This window comes from Algoriella sp. (genome assembly GCF_036647415.1).
Lineage (GTDB): Bacteria > Bacteroidota > Bacteroidia > Flavobacteriales > Weeksellaceae > Empedobacter.
Genome location: NZ_JAVXKG010000006.1, coordinates 40,159 through 59,793 on the forward strand (window position 1 = coordinate 40,159; position 19,635 = coordinate 59,793).

19 protein-coding genes and 2 tRNA genes (1 of these 21 only partly in view) are annotated in these 19,635 nt (G+C 31.3%); 13 read left to right on the top strand and 8 right to left on the bottom strand.

Annotated elements, in window-relative coordinates; all coding sequences use genetic code 11:
- Window positions 1–89: 89 nt before the first annotated feature.
- Window positions 90–1,064 (top strand): hypothetical protein, encoded by a 975-nt coding sequence (locus RSC72_RS04025; protein ID WP_332543472.1) that lies wholly within the window; start codon window positions 90–92, stop codon window positions 1,062–1,064.
- Window positions 1,065–1,132: 68 nt separating this feature from the next.
- Here RSC72_RS04025 and RSC72_RS04030 read toward each other — a convergent pair whose 3' ends face one another.
- Both RSC72_RS04030 and RSC72_RS04035 read right to left on the bottom strand, forming a co-directional pair.
- Window positions 1,133–2,227, bottom strand: a complete 1,095-nt coding sequence (locus RSC72_RS04030; protein ID WP_332543473.1) for a mannose-1-phosphate guanylyltransferase — start codon at window positions 2,225–2,227, stop codon at window positions 1,133–1,135.
- Window positions 2,228–2,236: 9 nt separating this feature from the next.
- On the bottom strand, window positions 2,237–2,827 hold the full coding sequence (locus RSC72_RS04035; RefSeq protein WP_332543475.1) for a SprT-like domain-containing protein: 591 nt from the start codon (window positions 2,825–2,827) through the stop codon (window positions 2,237–2,239).
- 53 nt (window positions 2,828–2,880) lie between these two features.
- Here RSC72_RS04035 and RSC72_RS04040 point away from each other — a divergent pair, with 53 nt between their 5' ends.
- The 6 genes from RSC72_RS04040 (at window position 2,881) to RSC72_RS04065 (ending at window position 7,153) form a co-directional block, all read left to right on the top strand.
- Window positions 2,881–3,627 carry an MlaE family ABC transporter permease gene (locus tag RSC72_RS04040; protein ID WP_332543477.1) on the top strand — a complete coding sequence of 249 codons (747 nt, stop codon included), beginning with the start codon at window positions 2,881–2,883 and terminating at the stop codon, window positions 3,625–3,627.
- The gene (locus RSC72_RS04045; RefSeq protein WP_332543478.1) at window positions 3,627–4,397 is read left to right on the top strand and encodes an ABC transporter ATP-binding protein; all 771 of its coding nucleotides are present in this window, start codon (window positions 3,627–3,629) and stop codon (window positions 4,395–4,397) included. The genes RSC72_RS04040 and RSC72_RS04045 overlap by 1 nt, the downstream gene beginning before the upstream one ends.
- Window positions 4,398–4,407: 10 nt before the next feature.
- Window positions 4,408–5,004, top strand: coding sequence for a porin family protein (locus RSC72_RS04050; protein ID WP_332543480.1), 597 nt, complete (start codon window positions 4,408–4,410; stop codon window positions 5,002–5,004).
- 74 nt (window positions 5,005–5,078) lie between these two features.
- A complete protein-coding gene (locus RSC72_RS04055) occupies window positions 5,079–5,786 on the top strand; it encodes a tetratricopeptide repeat protein (protein WP_332543482.1) in 708 nt (235 codons plus the stop codon).
- A 115-nt stretch (window positions 5,787–5,901) separates the two neighbouring features.
- Window positions 5,902–6,399 (top strand): 6,7-dimethyl-8-ribityllumazine synthase, encoded by a 498-nt coding sequence (gene ribH, locus RSC72_RS04060; RefSeq protein WP_332543483.1) that lies wholly within the window; start codon window positions 5,902–5,904, stop codon window positions 6,397–6,399.
- A gap of 13 nt (window positions 6,400–6,412) precedes the next feature.
- Complete coding sequence (locus RSC72_RS04065) at window positions 6,413–7,153, top strand: acyl-[acyl-carrier-protein] thioesterase (protein WP_332543485.1); 741 nt, start codon at window positions 6,413–6,415, stop codon at window positions 7,151–7,153.
- Window positions 7,154–7,292: 139 nt separating this feature from the next.
- Here RSC72_RS04065 and RSC72_RS04070 read toward each other — a convergent pair whose 3' ends face one another.
- The 4 genes from RSC72_RS04070 to alaS form a co-directional block, all read right to left on the bottom strand.
- Window positions 7,293–7,748, bottom strand: a complete 456-nt coding sequence (locus RSC72_RS04070; RefSeq protein WP_332543487.1) for a copper resistance protein NlpE — start codon at window positions 7,746–7,748, stop codon at window positions 7,293–7,295.
- 100 nt (window positions 7,749–7,848) lie between these two features.
- A complete protein-coding gene (locus RSC72_RS04075; RefSeq protein ID WP_332543489.1) occupies window positions 7,849–8,265 on the bottom strand; it encodes a nucleoside-diphosphate kinase in 417 nt (138 codons plus the stop codon).
- 186 nt (window positions 8,266–8,451) lie between these two features.
- Complete coding sequence (locus RSC72_RS04080; protein WP_332565868.1) at window positions 8,452–9,360, bottom strand: DMT family transporter; 909 nt, start codon at window positions 9,358–9,360, stop codon at window positions 8,452–8,454.
- An 85-nt stretch (window positions 9,361–9,445) separates the two neighbouring features.
- Window positions 9,446–12,055: an alanine--tRNA ligase gene (gene alaS, locus RSC72_RS04085; RefSeq protein ID WP_332543491.1), complete on the bottom strand. Its 2,610-nt coding sequence runs from the start codon at window positions 12,053–12,055 to the stop codon at window positions 9,446–9,448.
- 99 nt (window positions 12,056–12,154) lie between these two features.
- On the opposite strand from alaS, the gene RSC72_RS04090 reads away from it, so the two are divergent.
- Both RSC72_RS04090 and RSC72_RS04095 read left to right on the top strand, forming a co-directional pair.
- On the top strand, window positions 12,155–13,105 hold the full coding sequence (locus RSC72_RS04090; RefSeq protein WP_332543492.1) for a M23 family metallopeptidase: 951 nt from the start codon (window positions 12,155–12,157) through the stop codon (window positions 13,103–13,105).
- A gap of 9 nt (window positions 13,106–13,114) precedes the next feature.
- A complete protein-coding gene (locus RSC72_RS04095) occupies window positions 13,115–13,483 on the top strand; it encodes a MerR family transcriptional regulator (RefSeq protein WP_332543493.1) in 369 nt (122 codons plus the stop codon).
- Window positions 13,484–13,503: 20 nt separating this feature from the next.
- On the opposite strand, the gene RSC72_RS04100 is transcribed toward RSC72_RS04095, so the two are convergent.
- Together RSC72_RS04100 and RSC72_RS04105 are read right to left on the bottom strand one after the other, a co-directional pair.
- Window positions 13,504–13,869 carry a DUF7674 family protein gene (locus RSC72_RS04100; RefSeq protein WP_332543494.1) on the bottom strand — a complete coding sequence of 122 codons (366 nt, stop codon included), beginning with the start codon at window positions 13,867–13,869 and terminating at the stop codon, window positions 13,504–13,506.
- An 11-nt stretch (window positions 13,870–13,880) separates the two neighbouring features.
- Entirely contained in the window at window positions 13,881–14,381 is a 501-nt protein-coding gene (locus tag RSC72_RS04105; RefSeq protein WP_332543495.1) for a hypothetical protein, read from the bottom strand.
- Window positions 14,382–14,505: 124 nt separating this feature from the next.
- Between RSC72_RS04105 and dnaE the strand changes: the two genes are divergently transcribed.
- From dnaE to RSC72_RS04125, 4 genes are all read left to right on the top strand, one after another.
- Window positions 14,506–18,909 (top strand): DNA polymerase III subunit alpha, encoded by a 4,404-nt coding sequence (gene dnaE, locus RSC72_RS04110; protein ID WP_332543496.1) that lies wholly within the window; start codon window positions 14,506–14,508, stop codon window positions 18,907–18,909.
- Window positions 18,910–19,018: 109 nt separating this feature from the next.
- Window positions 19,019–19,336, top strand: a complete 318-nt coding sequence (trxA, locus tag RSC72_RS04115; RefSeq protein ID WP_092907342.1) for a thioredoxin — start codon at window positions 19,019–19,021, stop codon at window positions 19,334–19,336.
- Between the two features lie 128 nt (window positions 19,337–19,464).
- Window positions 19,465–19,538 (top strand) — tRNA-Asp (locus RSC72_RS04120).
- 43 nt (window positions 19,539–19,581) lie between these two features.
- A tRNA-Asp gene (locus RSC72_RS04125) sits at window positions 19,582–19,635 on the top strand; it runs 123 nt beyond the window's last position.

Consider the following 19,635-nt stretch of genomic DNA (forward strand, 5'->3'; position numbering starts at 1 on the left):
TGTTAAATTTTCGGTTTTTTCTGTATAAAGGATATAAATGGTTTAGTTTTTGTGATTGAAAAGTGCTCTCTCCGAAATAAAATAAAATAATGACCGAATACAAAGATTTAGAACCTTCTAAAAATTCTAAACACAACAAAGATTTTGTCAAAAACATTATAATAACTGCATTAGCAATTTTATTGTTACTTGCTGTTGGTTATATTGTTTATCAGAAAGAGACAAACAACAAAAATTCTTCTGAAATGCAGATGAATATTAATGATTTGGAACGATCAAGAGAGATTTTGAAACAAGAGTTGCGTATCGTACGTGCAGATTTTGAAGATGCAAAAACGCATATTGTTAAAAAAGATTCTTCGTTAAGTTACCAAGATCGTTTAATATTAGATAAGCAAAAAGAAATTCAATCTATTTTAAACAAAGAAGAAATTACAAGTGACGAATTGCAACGTGCAAAGCGTTTGATTGTTTCGTTGCAAACAGATATTAAGCAATACAAAAAAGAAATTGATCGTTTGAAAGCAGAAAACGTGAAATTGACAAATAAAAATACAGTTCTTACTTCTGAAAATTCTAATTTATCTGAACAAAAGAAAAATGTAGAGTCGAATTTAAGTGAAGAAAAAGAAAATCGTCAAAACTTAATCAAAGAAACAAATTCTACCTTATCTATTTCGAATTATAAGATTATAGGTTTACGCGTAAAATCGAGTGGTAAAGAAGTAGAAACGACTAGAGCAAGAAGAATTGATAAAGTTCGTGTTTCGTTTGATTTGGATAAAAACTTGAATGCAGAATCTGAAAACAAAGAATTATTTGTAACTATTTTTAAACCAAATGGCGAAATAGGAAAGTTTAAAGGTGCTAATTCTGGTAAAATAAATTTACGTTCGGGAGCAACAATTGAATATTCGGATCGTGTAAATGTAAATTACAATAACATGTCTGGTTCTCGTGTAACGTTTGATTGGGTTGATTATGATTTTCCGAAAGGAGAATATCAAATAAACATTTATCAAAATGGTTACAAAGTTGGTCAAAATGTAATTACACTGAAATAATCATATTTAATTATAAATCAAAAAAAATCTACTCAAATTTGAGTAGATTTTTTTGATTAAGGATATGTTTAGCAATATTTTTCTCCTTTTTTCTGTAATTTTAAATCACTTACATACGATTTAATTTGTTGCACATTACTACGTGGACAAATCAATAAACCCTTGTCTGAATTTATAACAACATAATTCTCCAAACCATCTATAATAATAGCTTTATCTTCTGTCGAATAAATAAAATTGTTTGCAGTATTATAACCCGAAAAATGATTACACAACAATGTGTTTTGATTTTCGTCTTGATCTTCGCCTGTATATTTATATTTTTCATAAATCGCCGACCAAGTTCCAATATCACTCCAGCCAAAAGTCGTCGGAATAACATATACGTTATCAGCTTTTTCTAAAATACCTTTATTTATAGAAGTTACATCTAGTGTTGTATAAATAGGTTTTAGTGTTTTTATATTCTGAATTTCTTTTGGTAGCTCAAAATATTTTCCCAACGTTTCATACATTACAGGTAGATGTTCTTTAAAAGCAGTTATAACACTTTTTACAGACCAAATAAGGATTCCTGTATTCCAGATAAATTCACCACTTAAAAGAAAAGATTCTGCAAATTCTAAATCAGGTTTGTCAACATAAGATTTTACTTTTTTTATAGCTTTTGGTTGCTCTATAAACTGTATATAACTGTAATTTACATCTGGTCGTGTAGGAGCAACGCCCAGCGTAATCAATTTATCATCGTCCGAATTTTCAAATGCAATCATTGCTTTTTCTATAAATTCGTCTTCATGTAAAACAAAATGATCTGAAGGCGAAATAATCAATTTTGCATTCGGATTTATTTGCTGAATTGTCATCGCAGCTAACAAATTGCATGCAGCAGTATTCATAACACGCGGCTCAAAAATAAAATTAGTTTCTAAAAATTCAGGAATTTGCTCTTTTACAAATTCTTTATAATCGGTTACCGTAACAATAAAAATGTTTTCTACCGGAATTATTTTTTTTAATCTTTCGTAAGTTAATTGGATAAAAGTTTTTCCAATTCCAAGTAAATCATGAAATTGTTTTGGTTTTTTTATTGTACTCAATGGCCATAATCTCACTCCTGTACCACTTGCAAGAATAACAGCGTAGTTATCTTTATTATTCATGATATTTTTTTAAAGTTTATTAACTGTAGCAGTTGCACTAATCAAATATTTTTTTTTGGATTTAAGTTCTAAACAAAGATATCTCAATTTACGTTTGGATTCTTTTTGAAAAACTCTTTTTCCGATAGAAAAGACCGTGCCATCTTCTAAATCTTCGAGGTAGGTTTGAGTAGGATTTTTATCAGCAATTATAAATTTAGACACATTAATATCTGCACCCAAACTTGCTTTTGGATGTTTTGCATGATGTAAAATATACGGTTTTAACTCGTCTGGATAAACATGAATAGATTCTGTAAGCAATTTACCAAAAATAGCTTTCCATTCTTTACCATGTGGATTGATTGTTCTCGAGTCAAATTGTACAAAAGTTTTGAGATGCGCTACTTCATGTGTAAAAACAAAAAAGAAGGCATAAGGATTTAAATCGCCATTTACAGTAATTTGATGACGATTTGACGCCAAAAGTTTACGATAATCGCCTAACTTTGTTTCACGTCTTTGTGTAATTTTAAGGGTTACGAAATGATTTTCTAACCAATTTCTTACAAACAAGTCGGCATTTATGGGCAGATAAGAAATTAAATGTTCTAAATTCACATTGTGCAAGATAAATAAAAAGCCTTTCCAATAAAAATATTAATTTTGTCGTAATGAAATTAATCGAAAATATAGGGTCATACTTTATGCTTATGGGTAAAGTATTTAGTAAACCTCAAAAATGGAGTGTTTTCTGGAAATTGACTATAAGAGAAATATACGATTTAGGAGTTAACTCGTTAGGTATTGTAACCTTCATCTCTACGTTTATGGGAGCTGTAGTTGCAATTCAAATGGCGCAGAACTTTCAAGGTTCCGCAATTCCTGTCCCAGATGCATACATTGGTTATGCAACAAAAGTAGTATTGGTATTAGAATTTGCACCTACAATTATGTCATTAATTTTAGTAGGTAAAGTAGGTTCTTACATTGCCTCGAGTATAGGAACAATGCGTGTTACCGAACAAATTGATGCGTTAGATGTTATGGGAATTAACTCTGCAAACTTTTTAATCTTACCAAAAATTATTGCCTGTATTTTCTTTAATCCACTTTTGATTATGGTTAGTATCGGTTTTGGATTATTAGGAGGATATTATATTGGTGTTTTTACAAAAATGTGGTCTGCAGCTGATTTTATAACTGGTTTACAGATGAATATGGCAACCAAATTATTTGTTTACACATTCCTAAAAACAATGGTATTCGCTTTTGTCATCGCAACAATTCCTGCTTACTATGGTTATAAAGTAAAAGGAGGATCATTAGAAGTAGGACGTTCAGCAACAACAGCCGTAGTATGGACATCTGTTACAATTATTGTAATCAATTTAATTTTAACACAAACAATTTTAAGCTAATGATTGAAGTTAAAGAAATACGCAAATCTTTTGATGGTGTAGAGGTTTTGAAAGGTTTTTCTGTTCCGTTCGAAAAAGGAAATGTTAGTTTGATTATTGGACAAAGTGGATCAGGAAAAACAGTTTTTCTTAAAAATTTGATTGGTTTATTAACTCCAACATCGGGTCAAATTCTTTATGAAGGAGACAATATGGTCGAATTTGATTATGCAGAAAAACAACGTCTTCGTTCAGAAATTGGTGTAGTTTTCCAAGGTTCGGCATTATATGACACGATGAATATTTTAGAGAATGTAAAGTTTCCTTTAGAAATGTTCTCAGATTCATCAAACGCTGAAATAGAAAAACGTGCACGCGCAGTTCTAGATCGCGTAGAAATTGCACGAACAGCATTAAAAAAATATCCTTCAGAAATTTCTGGAGGTATGCAGAAACGTGTAGCCATTGCAAGAGCCATTGTAAATAATCCTAAATATTTATTTGCTGATGAACCAAATTCAGGATTAGATCCGAAAACAGCTTTAGTTATCGATCAATTAATCTATGATATTACAAAAGAGTACAATACGACAACAGTAGTCAATACACATGATATGAATTCGGTAATGGAAATTGGTGATCATATTGTATTTCTTAAAAATGGTTTTTTAGAGTGGGAAGGAACAAAAGAAGAGATTTTGGTGGCTGATAATCCAAATGTTATAGATTTTGTATATTCGTCAAATCTTTTCAAGAAATTGAGAGAAGCATTACTTAAAGAAAAACAATAAAAAAAATACGATGAAGAAATTAGTTTTAGCTGCTTTTGTAGGCTTATTATCAAATTTTGCATTTGCACAAAATATCAATTTTGGTATAAAAGGTGGAGCAATTTTTAATACAGACAAAGGAGAAGTTTTTAAAGATGCAGGAAATATTTTCAAAAAAGATGGTAAAGCCTCAGCTGGTTTTCAGGCTGGTGCATTAGCTAGAATATCTTTAGCAGGAATTTACATTCAACCTGAATTATTATATTCTCAGTATAAAAATGAGTATGATGTAAACGGAGATAATTTTAATGTTACAAAAAAACGTATGGATGTTCCAGTTAACGTTGGGAAAAAATTCTTAGGTTTAGCCCATATTCAGGCTGGTCCAGTATTTTCTTACTATTTTGATGATAAAATTTCATTTAATGATATTAAAAATGCAAAACAAGATAATTTTAATGTAGGAATGCAAATTGGTGCAGGAGTAGAGGTATCAAAATTATTATTTGATTTGCGTTACGAATTTGGCTTTGGAAAAGTTGCTTCAGAATTTATTCATGATAGCTACGATTACAAAACAGAAAATCGTCCACAAATGTTAAACTTAACAGTCGCATATTTATTCTAAAGAGTTGTTTGTAAATAATTTTATTGGATATATTTAACCTATAATGTATTTTTGCAACCTCGTAAATTATTAAAATGGCAAAAAATAATAAAAAAGAAGAATTCGCTACAGAGCAATTCGTAGAAAAATTAGATAGAACAGCGTTCAACGTAGAGTTTTTTGTTGAAAAATATGCTAAAGCAATAGGGATTGGTTTAGGAGTAATTATTGTAGCTGTTTTAGGTTATTTTGCTTACTTAAAATTAGTCGTAGAACCTAAATCAGAAGATGCATTAAAAGAAATGGTGCAAGCCGAACGTTTATTCGACCAAGATTCTATCAACGTAGCACTTAATGGTAGCCCAGGTAGTTTCCAAGGTTTACAACAAATTGTAGACGAATACGGAAATACTGAAGCTGGTAATTTAGCACGTTTCAAAGCAGCTAGTTCTTACTATAAATTAGGAGATTACGCATCTGCTGTAAAATTATTAGAAGATTTTGATACAGATGATAACGTTATGTTAGCTCAAAAATATGGAATGATGGGAAATGCTTTAGTTGCATCTAATAAAATGGACGAAGGTTTACCATACTATATAAAAGCTGCCGAAGCAACGGAAGTAGAAACTTTACAGTCTACTTACTATACAAAAGCTGGAGAAATTGCAATGGAATTAGGAAAAAATGCTGATGCTTTAAAATATTTTCAAGCGTTAGAAGATAAATATCCAAACGCAAACAATGGAGAAACTGCAAAGTTTATAGAGCGTTTAAAATATGCTTCAGAAACAGCAAAATAATCCAATAGATAGTATAAAATCAAAAAGCTGAACAATATGTTCAGCTTTTTTTATTGATATAAGTCAAAGTATAAACTAAATCATTTTTGTAATTTTACCATTCAATAAAATAAAAATGGCAACAGAAAATAAAAACTTATCACATTATAATAAAGCAGAATTACCAAATGTAGCAGGTAAAAAATTTGCAATTGTAACATCAGAATGGAATAATCATATCACATTCAACTTACGAGATGGCGCTAAAGATACTTTGATTGATTTAGGAGCTAATGAAGGCGATGTAACCTTATATCAAGTCCCTGGAAGTTTTGAATTGATTTACGGAGCTGATAAAATAGCAAAAGCGTATCCAGAGTTGGATGGAATTATTGTTATAGGTTGTGTGATTCGTGGCGCTACAGCACATTTTGATTATGTTTGTGAAGGCGTAACACAAGGAACCAAAGATTTGAATATAAAACATGATATGCCAATTATTTTTTGTGTATTGACAGATGAAAACGAACAACAATCTATTGATCGTTCTGGTGGTAAACACGGAAATAAAGGAATAGAAGCAGGAGTTGCTGCAGTTATGATGGCAGATTTTAAAGCTAAATTAGCCAAATAATAAGATTAAATAAATGTCAATTTCCTCAGATTTTCAATCAAAATATGCAAAAGAATGGGAAATTTACTTTTCTCAATGTTCGCCTAACGGAAAGATGAAATTAACCGAATTAGCTAATCTATTTCAGTTAACAGCATCAGAACATGCAACAAAAGGAGGTTTAGGTTTTTCTGATTTACAACAATTTGATCAATCTTGGGTAATGAATCGTATCCGAATAGAAATTGAAGAATTGCCTTCTTGGTCAGATTTTATTGAAGTAATAACATGGATTGAAATTTTGAAAGGCGCAAAATCTATTCGTGATTTTACAATAGAAAAACAAGGAAAAAAAATAGTTGGTGCCTCAAGTCTTTGGGCGGTTTTTAATACAAAAACACGTCGACCAGATATTTTACAAATTGATTCGTCACACATTGATCGTTTTCCAGATTTAAAGCCAACAGAAGAAGATAATTCCAAATTATCGCTTGATTTTGTAGCAACAGAAACCAAAATTTATCAAGTCAAATTTTCTGATTTAGATATTGTAAAACACGCTAATAATATCAAATATTTAGAATGGTGTTTAGATTTTATTGATCCAAAAATTATTTTAGAAAATCGTGTAAAAGCAATTGATATGAATTTTCTGAAAGAGTTGAGTTTAAATGATACAGTAGAAATTCAGAAATTAGAAGAAGAAAACTTTGTTCACTTCAAAATTCTGCACAATGAGCAAGTAAACTTTGTTTGTCGATTAGAGTTAAAGTGATATTTTGTCATTCTTAGCTTGTCGAACAATTTTGATAATTTGTCAAGTAGAATTTTTTCAGCTTCTCATCAAATATTATACGTTGTTCTGAAATTAGTTCAGAATAAAGAAAAAATAAAAAGGTTTCATTACGAAACCTTTATTTTTTTGTCAAAACAAATTTTGCAGAATCAGCAGATTCAATTTTTTGTTTGTTTTTATCTAATTGTACTATTTTTCCCTCTTCTACTAAAAAAGCATTCGGTACGTTTGCAATTTCTGGTAAAACAATTGTATTTCCGTCCGCTTCAAACTTAAAAGTTCCCGTTGTCATCATCGCTTCTTTATCTACACCTAATCTTTTTGTCGAATAAACATAACCATTGTTCGGAAGTAATTTTATTTCCATTTCAACCTCTTTACAATCTTTCTCAAAACAAGGTAAAATTCCTTTGTAAGAACCTTCGTATTTGATAGATTTTTCAGCTGTTTTTACTTCTGTTGTAACGGAATCTACATTGTTTTCTACTTCATTTTTAACTTGCTCATTTTCGCTTTTACAACTTGTAATCAACAATGCTGAAACTGCAAATATGGCTAAAATTACGTTCTTCATTTTTTTAGAATTTGATTAAAGATAGTACTTTTTTGAGCCAAAAAAAATCCTTCTGAAAATTTTCAGAAGGATTTTTTTATAATTTTTTGTTCTTTTTTGACTAGAAAATTTCTTTCGCAGCAAAGTGGAAAGCAGCTTCGATAGCAGCATTTTCGTCAGAATCAGATCCGTGAACAGCATTAGCGTCGATAGACTCAGCATATTTTGCACGAATTGTTCCTTCAGCAGCCTCAGCTGGATTTGTAGCACCAATTAAAGTACGGAAATCAGCAACAGCATTGTCTTTTTCTAAAACTGCAGCAACGATAGGTCCAGAAGTCATAAATTCAACTAAATCTTTGAAGAAAGGACGCTCACTGTGAACAGCGTAAAAAGCCTCAGCATCTTGCTTAGCTAATTGTGTTATTTTAGCCGCTTTGATTGTGAAACCAGCGTCAGTAATGTCTTTTAAGATATCTCCGATGTGTCCTTTTGCAACTGCATCAGGCTTAATCATTGTAAATGTAATGTTTGCCATTTTATTGATTTGTATTTATTACTAATTTTTTGAGAGTGCAAAATTACAAAAATCATTTGAACTGACGATTATTGTAATTAAAATTTCTTATTATGATAAATATATTAATATTTATTTAATAAGGATAGGTTAAAATTTGAATTATCTACCAAATATTAAGAATAAATGATTTTGACAAAAGTTGTTTTAAAGATTAACAGATTTTCGCTGAAACATTTCGGGTTTATAATTGGTGATAAAAACACCACAAATAATTAAGATTGCTGCAATAATAAATTTAGACGAAATTTCTTCGTCCAAAATTAGCCATCCCAAAAGAATTGCAATTATTGTATTGAAATATGACAAAATAGAAACTTGTATTGGTGAAATTTTAGTTAACGCATAATGAAATGAGAAAAATGCAGTCACAGAACCAAAAACTGCTAAATAAATCATTGCTGAAATACTTTTTAAACTCCAATTCTCGAAATTATAATTTTCGCTAAAAATAAATGCAAAACAAATTTGTACAATTCCTGCAAACATAAACTGATAGAAAAGATTTAGAGAAATATTTTTGGATTGAATATTCATTTTTTTTGTAAAAATTGTTCCAGCAGCCCAACCCGTAATAGCACAAAAAAGAAGAATAATTCCTGTGCGATATTCTGGACTTACCAACTCTTGTAAACCGTCCCAAAAAATAAATAAAATACCACTAAAACACATGATAATTCCTATTAATCCTTTGATGCTAAATTTTTGTAAACCTATGGTAACACTACCAATAAAAACCAAAATAGGTGAAGTTGCATTAATTAATGAAGCTAAACTACTCGACACATTTTCTTCTGCAACAGTGGTTAAGCCATTTGCAATAATCAACATCAAGATTGAGAAAATAAGTTGATAAGAAAGGTTTTTCCAACCAATCCATTTTAATTCTTTTTTATAAAGTAGAATAATCAGCATAATTATTCCAGCTAAAAACTGGCGAATTCCTGCAACAAACCAACCCGGAATGGTTTCTACCGCAATTCGAATTCCGAGAAATGTAGTTCCCCAAACAATGGCTACAATAGTAATGGCGATTAATAGTTTTGTGTCTTTCAAAATGTGTTATTTTAATGACTTATAAAGATAAAAAAAAGCGACTTGATAAACCAAGTCGCTTTTAATATATTTATGAAAGAAGATTTTATTTTACAAAATCTTCTGCTTGTTTTAGAGCAGCATCTAATCCCGAAACATCTTTACCACCAGCAGTCGCTAAGAAAGGTTGTCCACCTCCGCCACCGTTGATGTGTTTGGCAATTTCTTTTACAATTTGTCCTGCGTTGTAGCCTTTTTCGTCTACAAGATTTTTTGCGATAGAAATTGTGATTGATGGTTTTACCACATCATTTGTACCAACAACGATAAATGCATTTTCGATTTCTTTTGTCAAATCTAAGGCATTTTGCTTTGCAGTATTTGTATCTAAATTAGTTTTTACAGCTAAGAAATTAACACCGTTAATAGTTTGAATAGCGGCTTTCCAAGTTGCTTTTTCAGCAGAAGCTTGTTGCGCAACAAAAGATTCTAACTGTTTTTTCAATTCAGCATTTTCATCTAATAAATGTTGAACCGCTTTTACAGCATCATTCTTCGTTTTAAGAGCAACTAAAACTTCGTTGTAGTTTTTCTCTGCTTCTTTGTATGCCTCGATTGCTTTGTTTGATGAAATAGCTTCGATACGACGAATTCCTGCCGCAGTAGAAGATTCAGATAAAATTCTGAACAAACGAATGTCAGCCGTGTTTTTTACATGTGTACCTCCACATAATTCGATTGAAGAACCAAAACGAATTACACGAACTTTATCTCCATATTTTTCTCCAAAAAGAGCCATTGCACCTTCTGCAATTGCATCTTTGATATCGTAATCTCTTTTTTCGATTAATGGTAAAGCTTCCGCAATTTTATCGTTTACTTTTTGCTCAACGATTGCGATTTCTTCATCTGTCATTTTAGCGAAATGAGAAAAATCAAAACGTAAATAATCATCTCCAACATAAGAACCTTTTTGCTCTACATGTGTTCCTAAAACCTCGCGTAAAGCTTCGTGCATCAAATGTGTTGCAGAGTGATTTTTTGTTATTTCGTTACGTTTTTCTGTATCAACTTTTGCATTGAATGTTGCATTTACATTTTCTGGTAAAGTCTCTACAAAATGAATAACTAAATTATTTTCTTTCTTCGTGTCAACAACTTCAATTGTTTCATTCAACGTAGAAATTGTTCCAGTATCACCAACTTGTCCTCCAGATTCTGCATAGAATGGCGTTTGGTTGAATACTAATTGGAAAAATTCTCCTTTATTATTTTTTACTTTTCTGTAACGTGTAATTTTTACTTCAGCTTCTGTGTTGTCGTAAGCAATAGACGTTTCGTTCCCTTTATCATCCAAAATAACCCAATCGTCCGTTACCAAAGCAGTTGCTTTTTTAGAACGTTCTTTTTGTTTTGCCATTTCAGCTTCAAAACCAGCTTCATCAATTGTGAAACCGTGATCTTCTGCAACAATACGAGATAAATCTGCAGGGAAACCAAATGTGTCATACAATTCGAACACAACATCTCCAGGAATAATTTTAGAATCTCCTAATTGCTCAATGATTTGGTTTAATCGATTTAATCCTTGTTCTATTGTACGTAAAAAAGAAGCTTCTTCTTCGCGAATAACTCCAGTTACAATTGTTTCTTGTTTTACTAATTCTGGGAAAAAATCGCCCATTTCAGCTTTCAAAACTGGATATAATTGATAAATAAAAGGCTCTTTAAGTCCTAAGAAACGGTATCCGTAAGAAATTGCACGACGTAAAATACGACGAATTACATAACCAGCTCCTGTATTTGATGGTAATTGACCATCTGCAATTGCAAATGCAACAGCGCGTAAATGGTCAACAATAACACGAATTGCAATATCTGTTTTTTCTGCTGCTCCGTATTTTACTCCCGAAATTTCTTCTAATTTTTGAATTGTTGGTTGAAAAACATCTGTATCATAATTAGACGTTTTTCCTTGTAAAACCATTGCTAAACGCTCAAATCCCATTCCTGTATCAATGTGACGAGCAGGTAAAGATTCTAAAGAACCGTCCGCTTTACGCTGATATTGCATAAATACTAAGTTCCAAATCTCCACAACTTGTGGATGATCCATATTAACCAAAGATTTTCCGTCAACAGCTAAACGATCTGCTTCTGGACGAATATCTACGTGAATTTCAGAACATGGTCCACATGGTCCGATATCACCCATTTCCCAGAAATTATCTTTCTTATTTCCGAAAAGAATTCTATCCTCTGCAATATGTTGTTTCCAAAGTTCTAACGCTTCTTTATCCAAAGATGTTCCGTCGCCTTTATCTCCTTCAAAAACAGTTACGTAAATTTGATCTTTAGAAATTCCGTATTTTTCTGTCAACAATTCCCATGCCCAAGCAATAGCTTCAGTTTTGAAATAATCGCCAAAAGACCAGTTTCCTAACATCTCAAACATGGTGTGGTGATAAGTATCTTTTCCTACATCATCCAAATCATTATGTTTACCAGAAACACGAAGACATTTTTGTGTATCCGCGATACGATTACTTTTTGGTGTTCCGTTTCCTAAAAAGTATTCTTTGAATTGTGCCATTCCCGAATTATTGAACATTAATGTCGGGTCATCTTTCAAAACAATTGGCGCTGAGTCTACAATTAAATGGCCTTTTGTTTCGAAAAAATGCAAAAATTCTTTTCTTATATCTTTGGAATTCATCTATTTAAATTATTTTTATCATTTGATTAACACGTTAGCTCGCACAATATTCGTTACTTTGCAAACGTTTTACAAAGATAATAAAAGGTTGGTTAAGTAATGGAAAATAAAAACTATAAGTATAATTCTGTAAAATTTATAATGAGTTGGATGAAGAAAAGAATTCAGAAAACTTCTAAAACAGGATTATACGTACTACTTTTTTTGTGTCTATCGACAATTTCTGCAGGTATGATTGGTTATCATTTTAATGATTCTGAATATTCACTTCGAGCAGGAAAATTTAAAAACAATGAAAGCAAATTATTAGCTGAATTGGAAAAGATGGAGAATGAAAATCAAGAATTACATAAAAAATTTAAAGAAGTTGAAGTTGCTTTAGAAGAAATTAAAGCAAAAGATCAGAATGTTTACCGTACAATTTATGATATGCGCGTTAGTGAGAACATAGATTCTGTGAACAGCGAAATAGATAATTATACAGCAGAAGATATTGAGAAATTGATTGATAAAATCGAGGCTGAATCAAAATCATTGAATGAGGTTTTACGTTCTGCAGGCGTTAAAGATGCAAATTTATCGTCAATGCCAGTATTAAAACCTGTTGCAGATAAATATGTAAATCGTTTGGCTTCTGGTTATGGAACTCGTTTTCATCCGATACTTAAAGTAAACAAAATGCACAAAGGTTTAGATTTTGCAGCATCTACAGGTACGCCAATTTATGCAACTGGAGATGGTTCTGTAAAAGTTTCTGAATTTAATTCTGGTTACGGAAATATGGTTGTTTTGAAACATGGAAATGGTTACGAAAGTTTGTATGCACACATGTCGCGCGCAAAAGTTCGTAGTGGACAAAATGTGAAACGTGGTGATGTAATAGGTTATGTAGGATCGACAGGATTGTCTACTGGAGCGCATTTGCATTATGAAATTCATAAAAATGGAGAAACCGTAGATCCTGTGATGTATTTTTATAATGATGTAGATCCAGATGATTTCATTAAAATTTATCAAAACTCTAAAAAAATGTCATTATCTTTGGATTAAACCCTGATAATGAATGTAAACCTGCCAGATAAACTATATTACTCGATTGGCGAAGTTGCCAAAGCCTTTGATGTAAACGCATCGTTGATTCGCTTTTGGGAAAAAGAGTTTGAAATTATTCAACCCAAAAAGAATGCAAAAGGCAATAGATTGTTTACCAAAAATGATATTGATTGTTTCAAGAACATTTATTATTTGGTAAAAATAAAAGGATATACGTTAGATGGCGCTAAACAAGCAATTGGTAAAAAGGGAATTATTACAACAAAAGAAGAAATAGATGTTGTAAAACGTCTTGAAAATATAAAAGATGAACTCATCAAACTTAAAATGAGTTTTGAATCGGAAGAAATTTTAGAAAAAGATGAACTGAATTAAGTTCATCTTTTTTTTGTTTTTTAATAATAGTGTTTTGAAAAATCTCGAAAAATAAGTCTAAGTTTTTCACTCAGTAATTTTTCTATTTTTTGTCTTTTTAAGTTTTCAGATGTGTATAAAATTTCTAAAACTCCTACTTTAACAATATTTAGTATTTCTAGATTATTACTTTCTCCAAGATGATTAATGAACTTAAAAGAATTATCTATAAATTTATTTGATTGAGATTGTTCTATTTCATCAATTAATGACAAAGTAAATTCGTTCATGAAAAAATAAATACCATCCTCATTATTTTTCTCATTAGAATATTCAGGAACCATTTCATAAAGTTTATCTTTAATCATTTTAGATATAATGTTATCTAGTTCTTCAAAATTATTCATCTTTTTTTTGTTTATAAAAAGTTAGTTTCTATTAATTTAAATCCAACTGCAAATAGTAAACTAAGAACAATTAAAAGCCAATTTGGTTTTATTTTAGTTTTAACTTCAAATAATTTTGAAAATATTTCAACAACTTTTTTTCGATCAATTAATAAAATGATAAAAATTAAGATTTGATAAAATATGGAAGAATTTAGTGCGGAAATTTCATAGAAATAATCTTGTAAAATAATGTTTACTAAAATTGTAGTTAATAATAAACAAGCAAAAATTCTGGTACGGTTAAATAATAAACCAATTGCACCAATTATTTCAAAAACTCCAATTATTATAGGATAAGTCTTTGTGTAGCTATAGAAATTCCACATCAACTTATGCCCTTCTGATAGATTATTTACAGAATTATTTATTTCCATGAACTGAAAAGGTTTTATAATTCCATAAACAAACATAGAAGTTGAAACAATAAATATTACAGTCCAATAAATAATATAGAGTACTTTATTTTGCATAAATCAATTAGTTGATTTAAATGTACTAATTATAAAATAGATTTTAAGACGATTTTTTCTTAACTTATCATAAGAAAATCTTCTGCTAAGATTTCGTAAATTTACAGATTCAAACGAAAATTCAATGTACTTAATATACGATACAGAAACGACTGGTCTTCCGAAAAATTGGAATGCGCCTATTTCGGATTCGGACAATTGGCCACGATGTATACAAATTGCATGGCAATTGCACGACGAAATGGGACAATTAATCGAGCATCAAGATTATTTGGTTCGTCCAGATGGTTTTGATATTCCTTATGATTCGGAACGTATTCACGGAATTTCGACAGATTTAGCAACCGAAAAAGGTATTCCTCTGAAAGAAGTTTTAGATAAATTTTCTGAAGCTTTAGGAAAAGCTAAATTTATTGTTGGTCAAAATCTTGGTTTCGACATCAATATTATGGGAGCAGAATTTTATCGTTTGAATTATGAAAATAATTTAACAGAAATTCCTGTTTTAGATACCTGTACAGAAATTACAGCAGGTTTATTAAAACTTCCTGGTGGTCGTGGTGGTCGTTATAAATTGCCTACGTTAACAGAATTACATCAGTATTTATTTCAAGTTCCGTTTGGCGAAGCGCACAATGCAACAGCCGATGTGGAGGCGACTACGCGTTGTTTTTTTGAATTGATTCGTACCAAAATTTTCACGAAACAAGAATTAAATGTTGAGGATGATTATTTTGTTCGATTTAATGAAATCAATCAAACCAATATTCAGCCAGTTGGCTTAAATCACATCAATCTTAAAAAAGCTTCTGAAGAAATTGCAAAAGCAAAAATAAAAGAAGGAGGTGATGATGAAATTGTAGAAATTTCTGATGAAGTTTTAGCGCAATTTAAAAAAGCACAATTTGCACATTTACACAATCATTCTCAGTTTTCTATTTTACAATCTACTATTTCAGTTAATGATTTGGTGAAAGCTGCGGCAAAAAATAAAATGTCTGCTGTGGCAATTTCCGATCATGGAAATATGATGGGTGCATTTCATTTTAACGCTGCTGTACAAAATCACAACAAGGCTGCAAAATCAAAAAATGAAGAACTAATAGAAGAAGGAAAAGAGCCGACAGAAGTTGTTATAAAACCAATTATTGGTTCAGAATTTTTTGTTTGCGAAAATCATTTAGATAAATCAAAAAAAGATAATGGTTATCAAATCGTTGTTTTTGCAAAAAATAAAAATGGTTATCATCATTTAGCAAAAATGGCGTCGAAGGCATATACAGAAGGTTTTTATTATGTGCCACGAATTGATAAAGCGATTATCGAAGAATATAAAGAAGATTTAGTTATTTTATCAGGAAATCTTCAAGGAGAAATTCCGAATAAAATTTTAAATCTTGGAGAAAAACAAGCCGAAGAAGCTTTGCTTTGGTGGAAAGAGCAATTTGGCGAAGATTTTTATATTGAATTAATGCGTCATGGTCAAGAAGATGAAGATCGTGTAAATCAGACTTTGATAGCATTTGCGCGTAAACATGATGTAAAAATTGTGGCGACAAATAACACGTATTATATCAATCAAGACGATTCTAATGCACACGATATTTTGTTGTGTGTTCGCGATGCCGAAAAGCAATCTACACCAATTGGTCGAGGTCGCGGATTTCGTTTTGGTTTACCAAATCAAGAGTATTATTTTAAGTCAGAAACAGAAATGAAACACTTGTTTCAAGATGTGCCTGATGCAATTATTAATATTCAAGAAATTATAGACAAGGTGGAAGAATACACGCTTTATCGTGATGTATTACTTCCAAAATTTGATATTCCAGCAGAATTTATCAATCATGAAGATGATTTAGATGGAGGAAAACGAGGCGAAAATGCTTATCTAAAACATTTAACATACGAAGGTGCAAAAAAGCGTTATCCAGAATTAACAGACGAAATAAAAGAACGTTTAGATTTTGAATTAATAACAATAGAAAAAACAGGTTATCCGGGTTATTTCTTGATTGTGCAAGATTTTATTGCAGCAGCACGCTCTATGGATGTTTCTGTAGGTCCAGGACGTGGATCAGCAGCGGGTTCTGCAGTTGCGTACTGTTTGTGGATTACCAATTTAGATCCTATTAAATATGATTTACTTTTTGAACGTTTCTTAAATCCAGATCGTGTTTCCATGCCCGATATTGATATCGATTTTGATGATGAAGGTCGATCTTTGGTAATGGATTATGTGATTGATAAATATGGAGCAAGCCAAGTGGCACAGATCATTACGTATGGTACAATGGCGGCAAAATCTTCTATAAAAGATACTGCGCGTGTTTTGGATTTACCATTGTTTGATGCTAATCGTGTTGCAGGTTTAATTCCAAATATGAAATTGGCGAAAATCTTCAATTTAGACGAAGATGTTCTAAAAAAATCATTGAAACCCGAAGAGTTTGATTCGGTAAGTGAATTGAAGCGATTATCGCATGGAAATGATTTAGCAGCAGAAACTATTCAGCAAGCAAAAATATTAGAAGGTTCTCTTCGTAACACGGGTATTCATGCGTGTGGAGTGATTATTACACCAGATGATATTACGAATTATGTACCAGTTACAACGGCGAAAGATTCAGATTTATATGTCACGCAATTTGATAACTCGGTTGCAGAAAGTGCTGGATTATTGAAGATGGATTTCTTGGGATTAAAAACATTAACCTTAATCAAAGATACTGTCAAATTAGTAAAAGCCAGAACAGGAATTGAGATTGATCCAGATGCGCTTCCAATTGATGATGAGAAAACGTACGAGCTTTTTCAACGTGGTGAAACAGTAGGAGTTTTTCAGTACGAATCTGCCGGAATGCAGAAATACATGAAAGATCTTCGACCAACAGTTTTTGGAGATTTAATTGCCATGAATGCTCTTTATCGTCCCGGTCCTATCGAATATATTCCGTCTTTTGTTCGCCGTAAAAATGGTGAAGAACCGATAAAATATGATTTGGATGCGATGGAAGAATATTTGTCTGAAACTTACGGAATTACCGTTTATCAGGAGCAAGTAATGTTACTTTCGCAAAAATTAGCAGGTTTCTCAAAAGGTGATGCCGATGTTTTGCGTAAAGCGATGGGTAAAAAGCAAAAAGAAGTTTTGGATAAAATGAAACCAAAATTTGTAGAACAAGCTGCAGAAAAAGGTCATGATCCTAAAGTTTTAGATAAAATTTGGAAAGATTGGGAAGCCTTTGCATCCTACGCTTTCAATAAATCTCACTCAACATGTTATGCGTGGATTGCCTATCAAACCGCTTATCTTAAAGCGCATTATCCTGCCGAATATATGGCTGCGGTGCTTTCTAATAACATGAATGATATAAAGCAAGTTACATTTTTTATGGAAGAATGTAAACGTATGGGATTAGCTGTTTTGGGACCAGATATTAACGAGTCGATCACAAAGTTTAATGTGAACGAAAATTACGAAATTCGTTTCGGAATGGGCGCTATAAAAGGTGTTGGACATGCAGCCGTTAATTCAATTATTTCTGAGCGAGAAGAAAATGGTCCGTTCAAAGATATTTATGATCTTGTAAAACGTGTTGATTTAAGAACTGTCAACAAAAAAACGATAGAAAATTTAGTTTTAGCTGGTGGTTTTGACCGTTTTGAATTTCATCGTGGACGTTATTTTTTCATCGATAATACAACGACAAATTTGGAAAAATTAATCAAATATGGCGCAAATTATCAAGAACAAAAAAACTCATCTCAAACCTCTTTATTTGGAGGATTTGGTGACGATGAAAGTTCTATAGATGACGTAGTTCCAATTCTTCCAGATTGTGAAAACTGGAATATGTTGCAACTTTTATCAAAAGAAAAAGAAGTTGTCGGAATTTATATTTCGTCGCATCCTTTGGATGAATTTAAACATGAAACTCGTTTGGTTTCTAATATGACAATTTCAGATTTAAAAGATAACGAAGATAAATATGTCGGAAAAGATATCTCTTTAGCAGGAATGATGACGAATATACAACATCGTATTGCCAAGAATGGAAATGAGTTTGGTAGTTTTACTTTTAGCGATTATACAGACACGTATGACATCGTTTTATTTGGAGAAGATTATCTGAAATACCGTCATTTTTTACAAGAAAATATGTTCTTAAACCTTCGTATTAATTTTAATAAACGAGAGTTTAAAGACAAAGAAGGTAATGTAACAAGTAGTCGAATGTTTACGAAGATTGTGAAAATGCAATTGTTAAGTGAAGTGATCGAAAATCAATCAGATAAGATTACGGTTAATATTGAAATAAATGAATTTACTGAAAATATTTTCAGTAAATTGTCCGAAATTATATTCAAATATCAAGGCGAAAAACCATTGAAATTAAAATTAATTGATTCAATCGAACAATTAAATAATGTTGATTTTGTAGCCAATAAAATTCGTGTAAATATTTGTCGAGATTTGTTAAAAGAATTAGATCAATTACAAGAAATATCATTTAAACTGAATTAATTATATGTTTAATCTATTCGAGAATTGAGAGATTATATCAAACGAATTTTTAAAAAATGAATTTTTGTGTAGATTTGTAAAATTATTAGATAGATAAAAATAAAAAATTATGGCATTAGAAGTAACAGACGCATCATTTGCATCAGATATTATCGAGTCTGGAAAACCAGCAATGGTAGATTTTTGGGCTGTATGGTGTGGTCCATGTAGAATGGTAGGTCCAGTTGTGGAAGAGCTAGCTGCAGAATACCAAGGTAAAGCAGTTGTAGGTAAAGTAGATGTAGATACAAACCAAGAAATTGCAGCGAAATACGGAATTCGTAATATTCCTACAATTTTATTCTTCAAAGATGGAGAAGTGGTAGACAAAGTTGTTGGTGTTGTACCAAAAGAACAATTACAAGAAAAATTAAACGCGATTTTATAATCATTTTAAATCGTTGATTTTGAAATAAAAGAATCTCGGATGTGAAATTTCCGAGATTTTTTTTGAAAAAAGTTTAGGAAAGTTCAGAATTACATCTATATTTGCAATCCGAAAACAATACGTTTTTTGATCCGGTAGTTCAGCTGGTTAGAATACTTGCCTGTCACGCAAGTGGTCGCGGGTTCGAATCCCGTCCGGATCGCAAAAAGTTCGTTCTTTAACAATATATATTTTTTATAATTTCTGATCCGGTAGTTCAGCTGGTTAGAATACTTGCCTGTCACGCAAGTGGTCGCGGG

Coding starts and splice junctions, on each gene's coding strand:
- RSC72_RS04025 (WP_332543472.1), top strand. CDS start 90: ATGACCGAATACAAAGATTTAGAACCTTCTAAAAATTCTAAACACAAC.
- RSC72_RS04030 (WP_332543473.1), bottom strand. CDS start 2,227: ATGAATAATAAAGATAACTACGCTGTTATTCTTGCAAGTGGTACAGGA.
- RSC72_RS04040 (WP_332543477.1), top strand. CDS start 2,881: ATGAAATTAATCGAAAATATAGGGTCATACTTTATGCTTATGGGTAAA.
- RSC72_RS04045 (WP_332543478.1), top strand. CDS start 3,627: ATGATTGAAGTTAAAGAAATACGCAAATCTTTTGATGGTGTAGAGGTT.
- RSC72_RS04050 (WP_332543480.1), top strand. CDS start 4,408: ATGAAGAAATTAGTTTTAGCTGCTTTTGTAGGCTTATTATCAAATTTT.
- RSC72_RS04055 (WP_332543482.1), top strand. CDS start 5,079: ATGGCAAAAAATAATAAAAAAGAAGAATTCGCTACAGAGCAATTCGTA.
- ribH (WP_332543483.1), top strand. CDS start 5,902: ATGGCAACAGAAAATAAAAACTTATCACATTATAATAAAGCAGAATTA.
- RSC72_RS04065 (WP_332543485.1), top strand. CDS start 6,413: ATGTCAATTTCCTCAGATTTTCAATCAAAATATGCAAAAGAATGGGAA.
- RSC72_RS04070 (WP_332543487.1), bottom strand. CDS start 7,748: ATGAAGAACGTAATTTTAGCCATATTTGCAGTTTCAGCATTGTTGATT.
- RSC72_RS04075 (WP_332543489.1), bottom strand. CDS start 8,265: ATGGCAAACATTACATTTACAATGATTAAGCCTGATGCAGTTGCAAAA.
- alaS (WP_332543491.1), bottom strand. CDS start 12,055: ATGAATTCCAAAGATATAAGAAAAGAATTTTTGCATTTTTTCGAAACA.
- RSC72_RS04090 (WP_332543492.1), top strand. CDS start 12,155: ATGGAAAATAAAAACTATAAGTATAATTCTGTAAAATTTATAATGAGT.
- RSC72_RS04095 (WP_332543493.1), top strand. CDS start 13,115: ATGAATGTAAACCTGCCAGATAAACTATATTACTCGATTGGCGAAGTT.
- RSC72_RS04100 (WP_332543494.1), bottom strand. CDS start 13,869: ATGAATAATTTTGAAGAACTAGATAACATTATATCTAAAATGATTAAA.
- RSC72_RS04105 (WP_332543495.1), bottom strand. CDS start 14,381: ATGCAAAATAAAGTACTCTATATTATTTATTGGACTGTAATATTTATT.
- dnaE (WP_332543496.1), top strand. CDS start 14,506: ATGTACTTAATATACGATACAGAAACGACTGGTCTTCCGAAAAATTGG.
- trxA (WP_092907342.1), top strand. CDS start 19,019: ATGGCATTAGAAGTAACAGACGCATCATTTGCATCAGATATTATCGAG.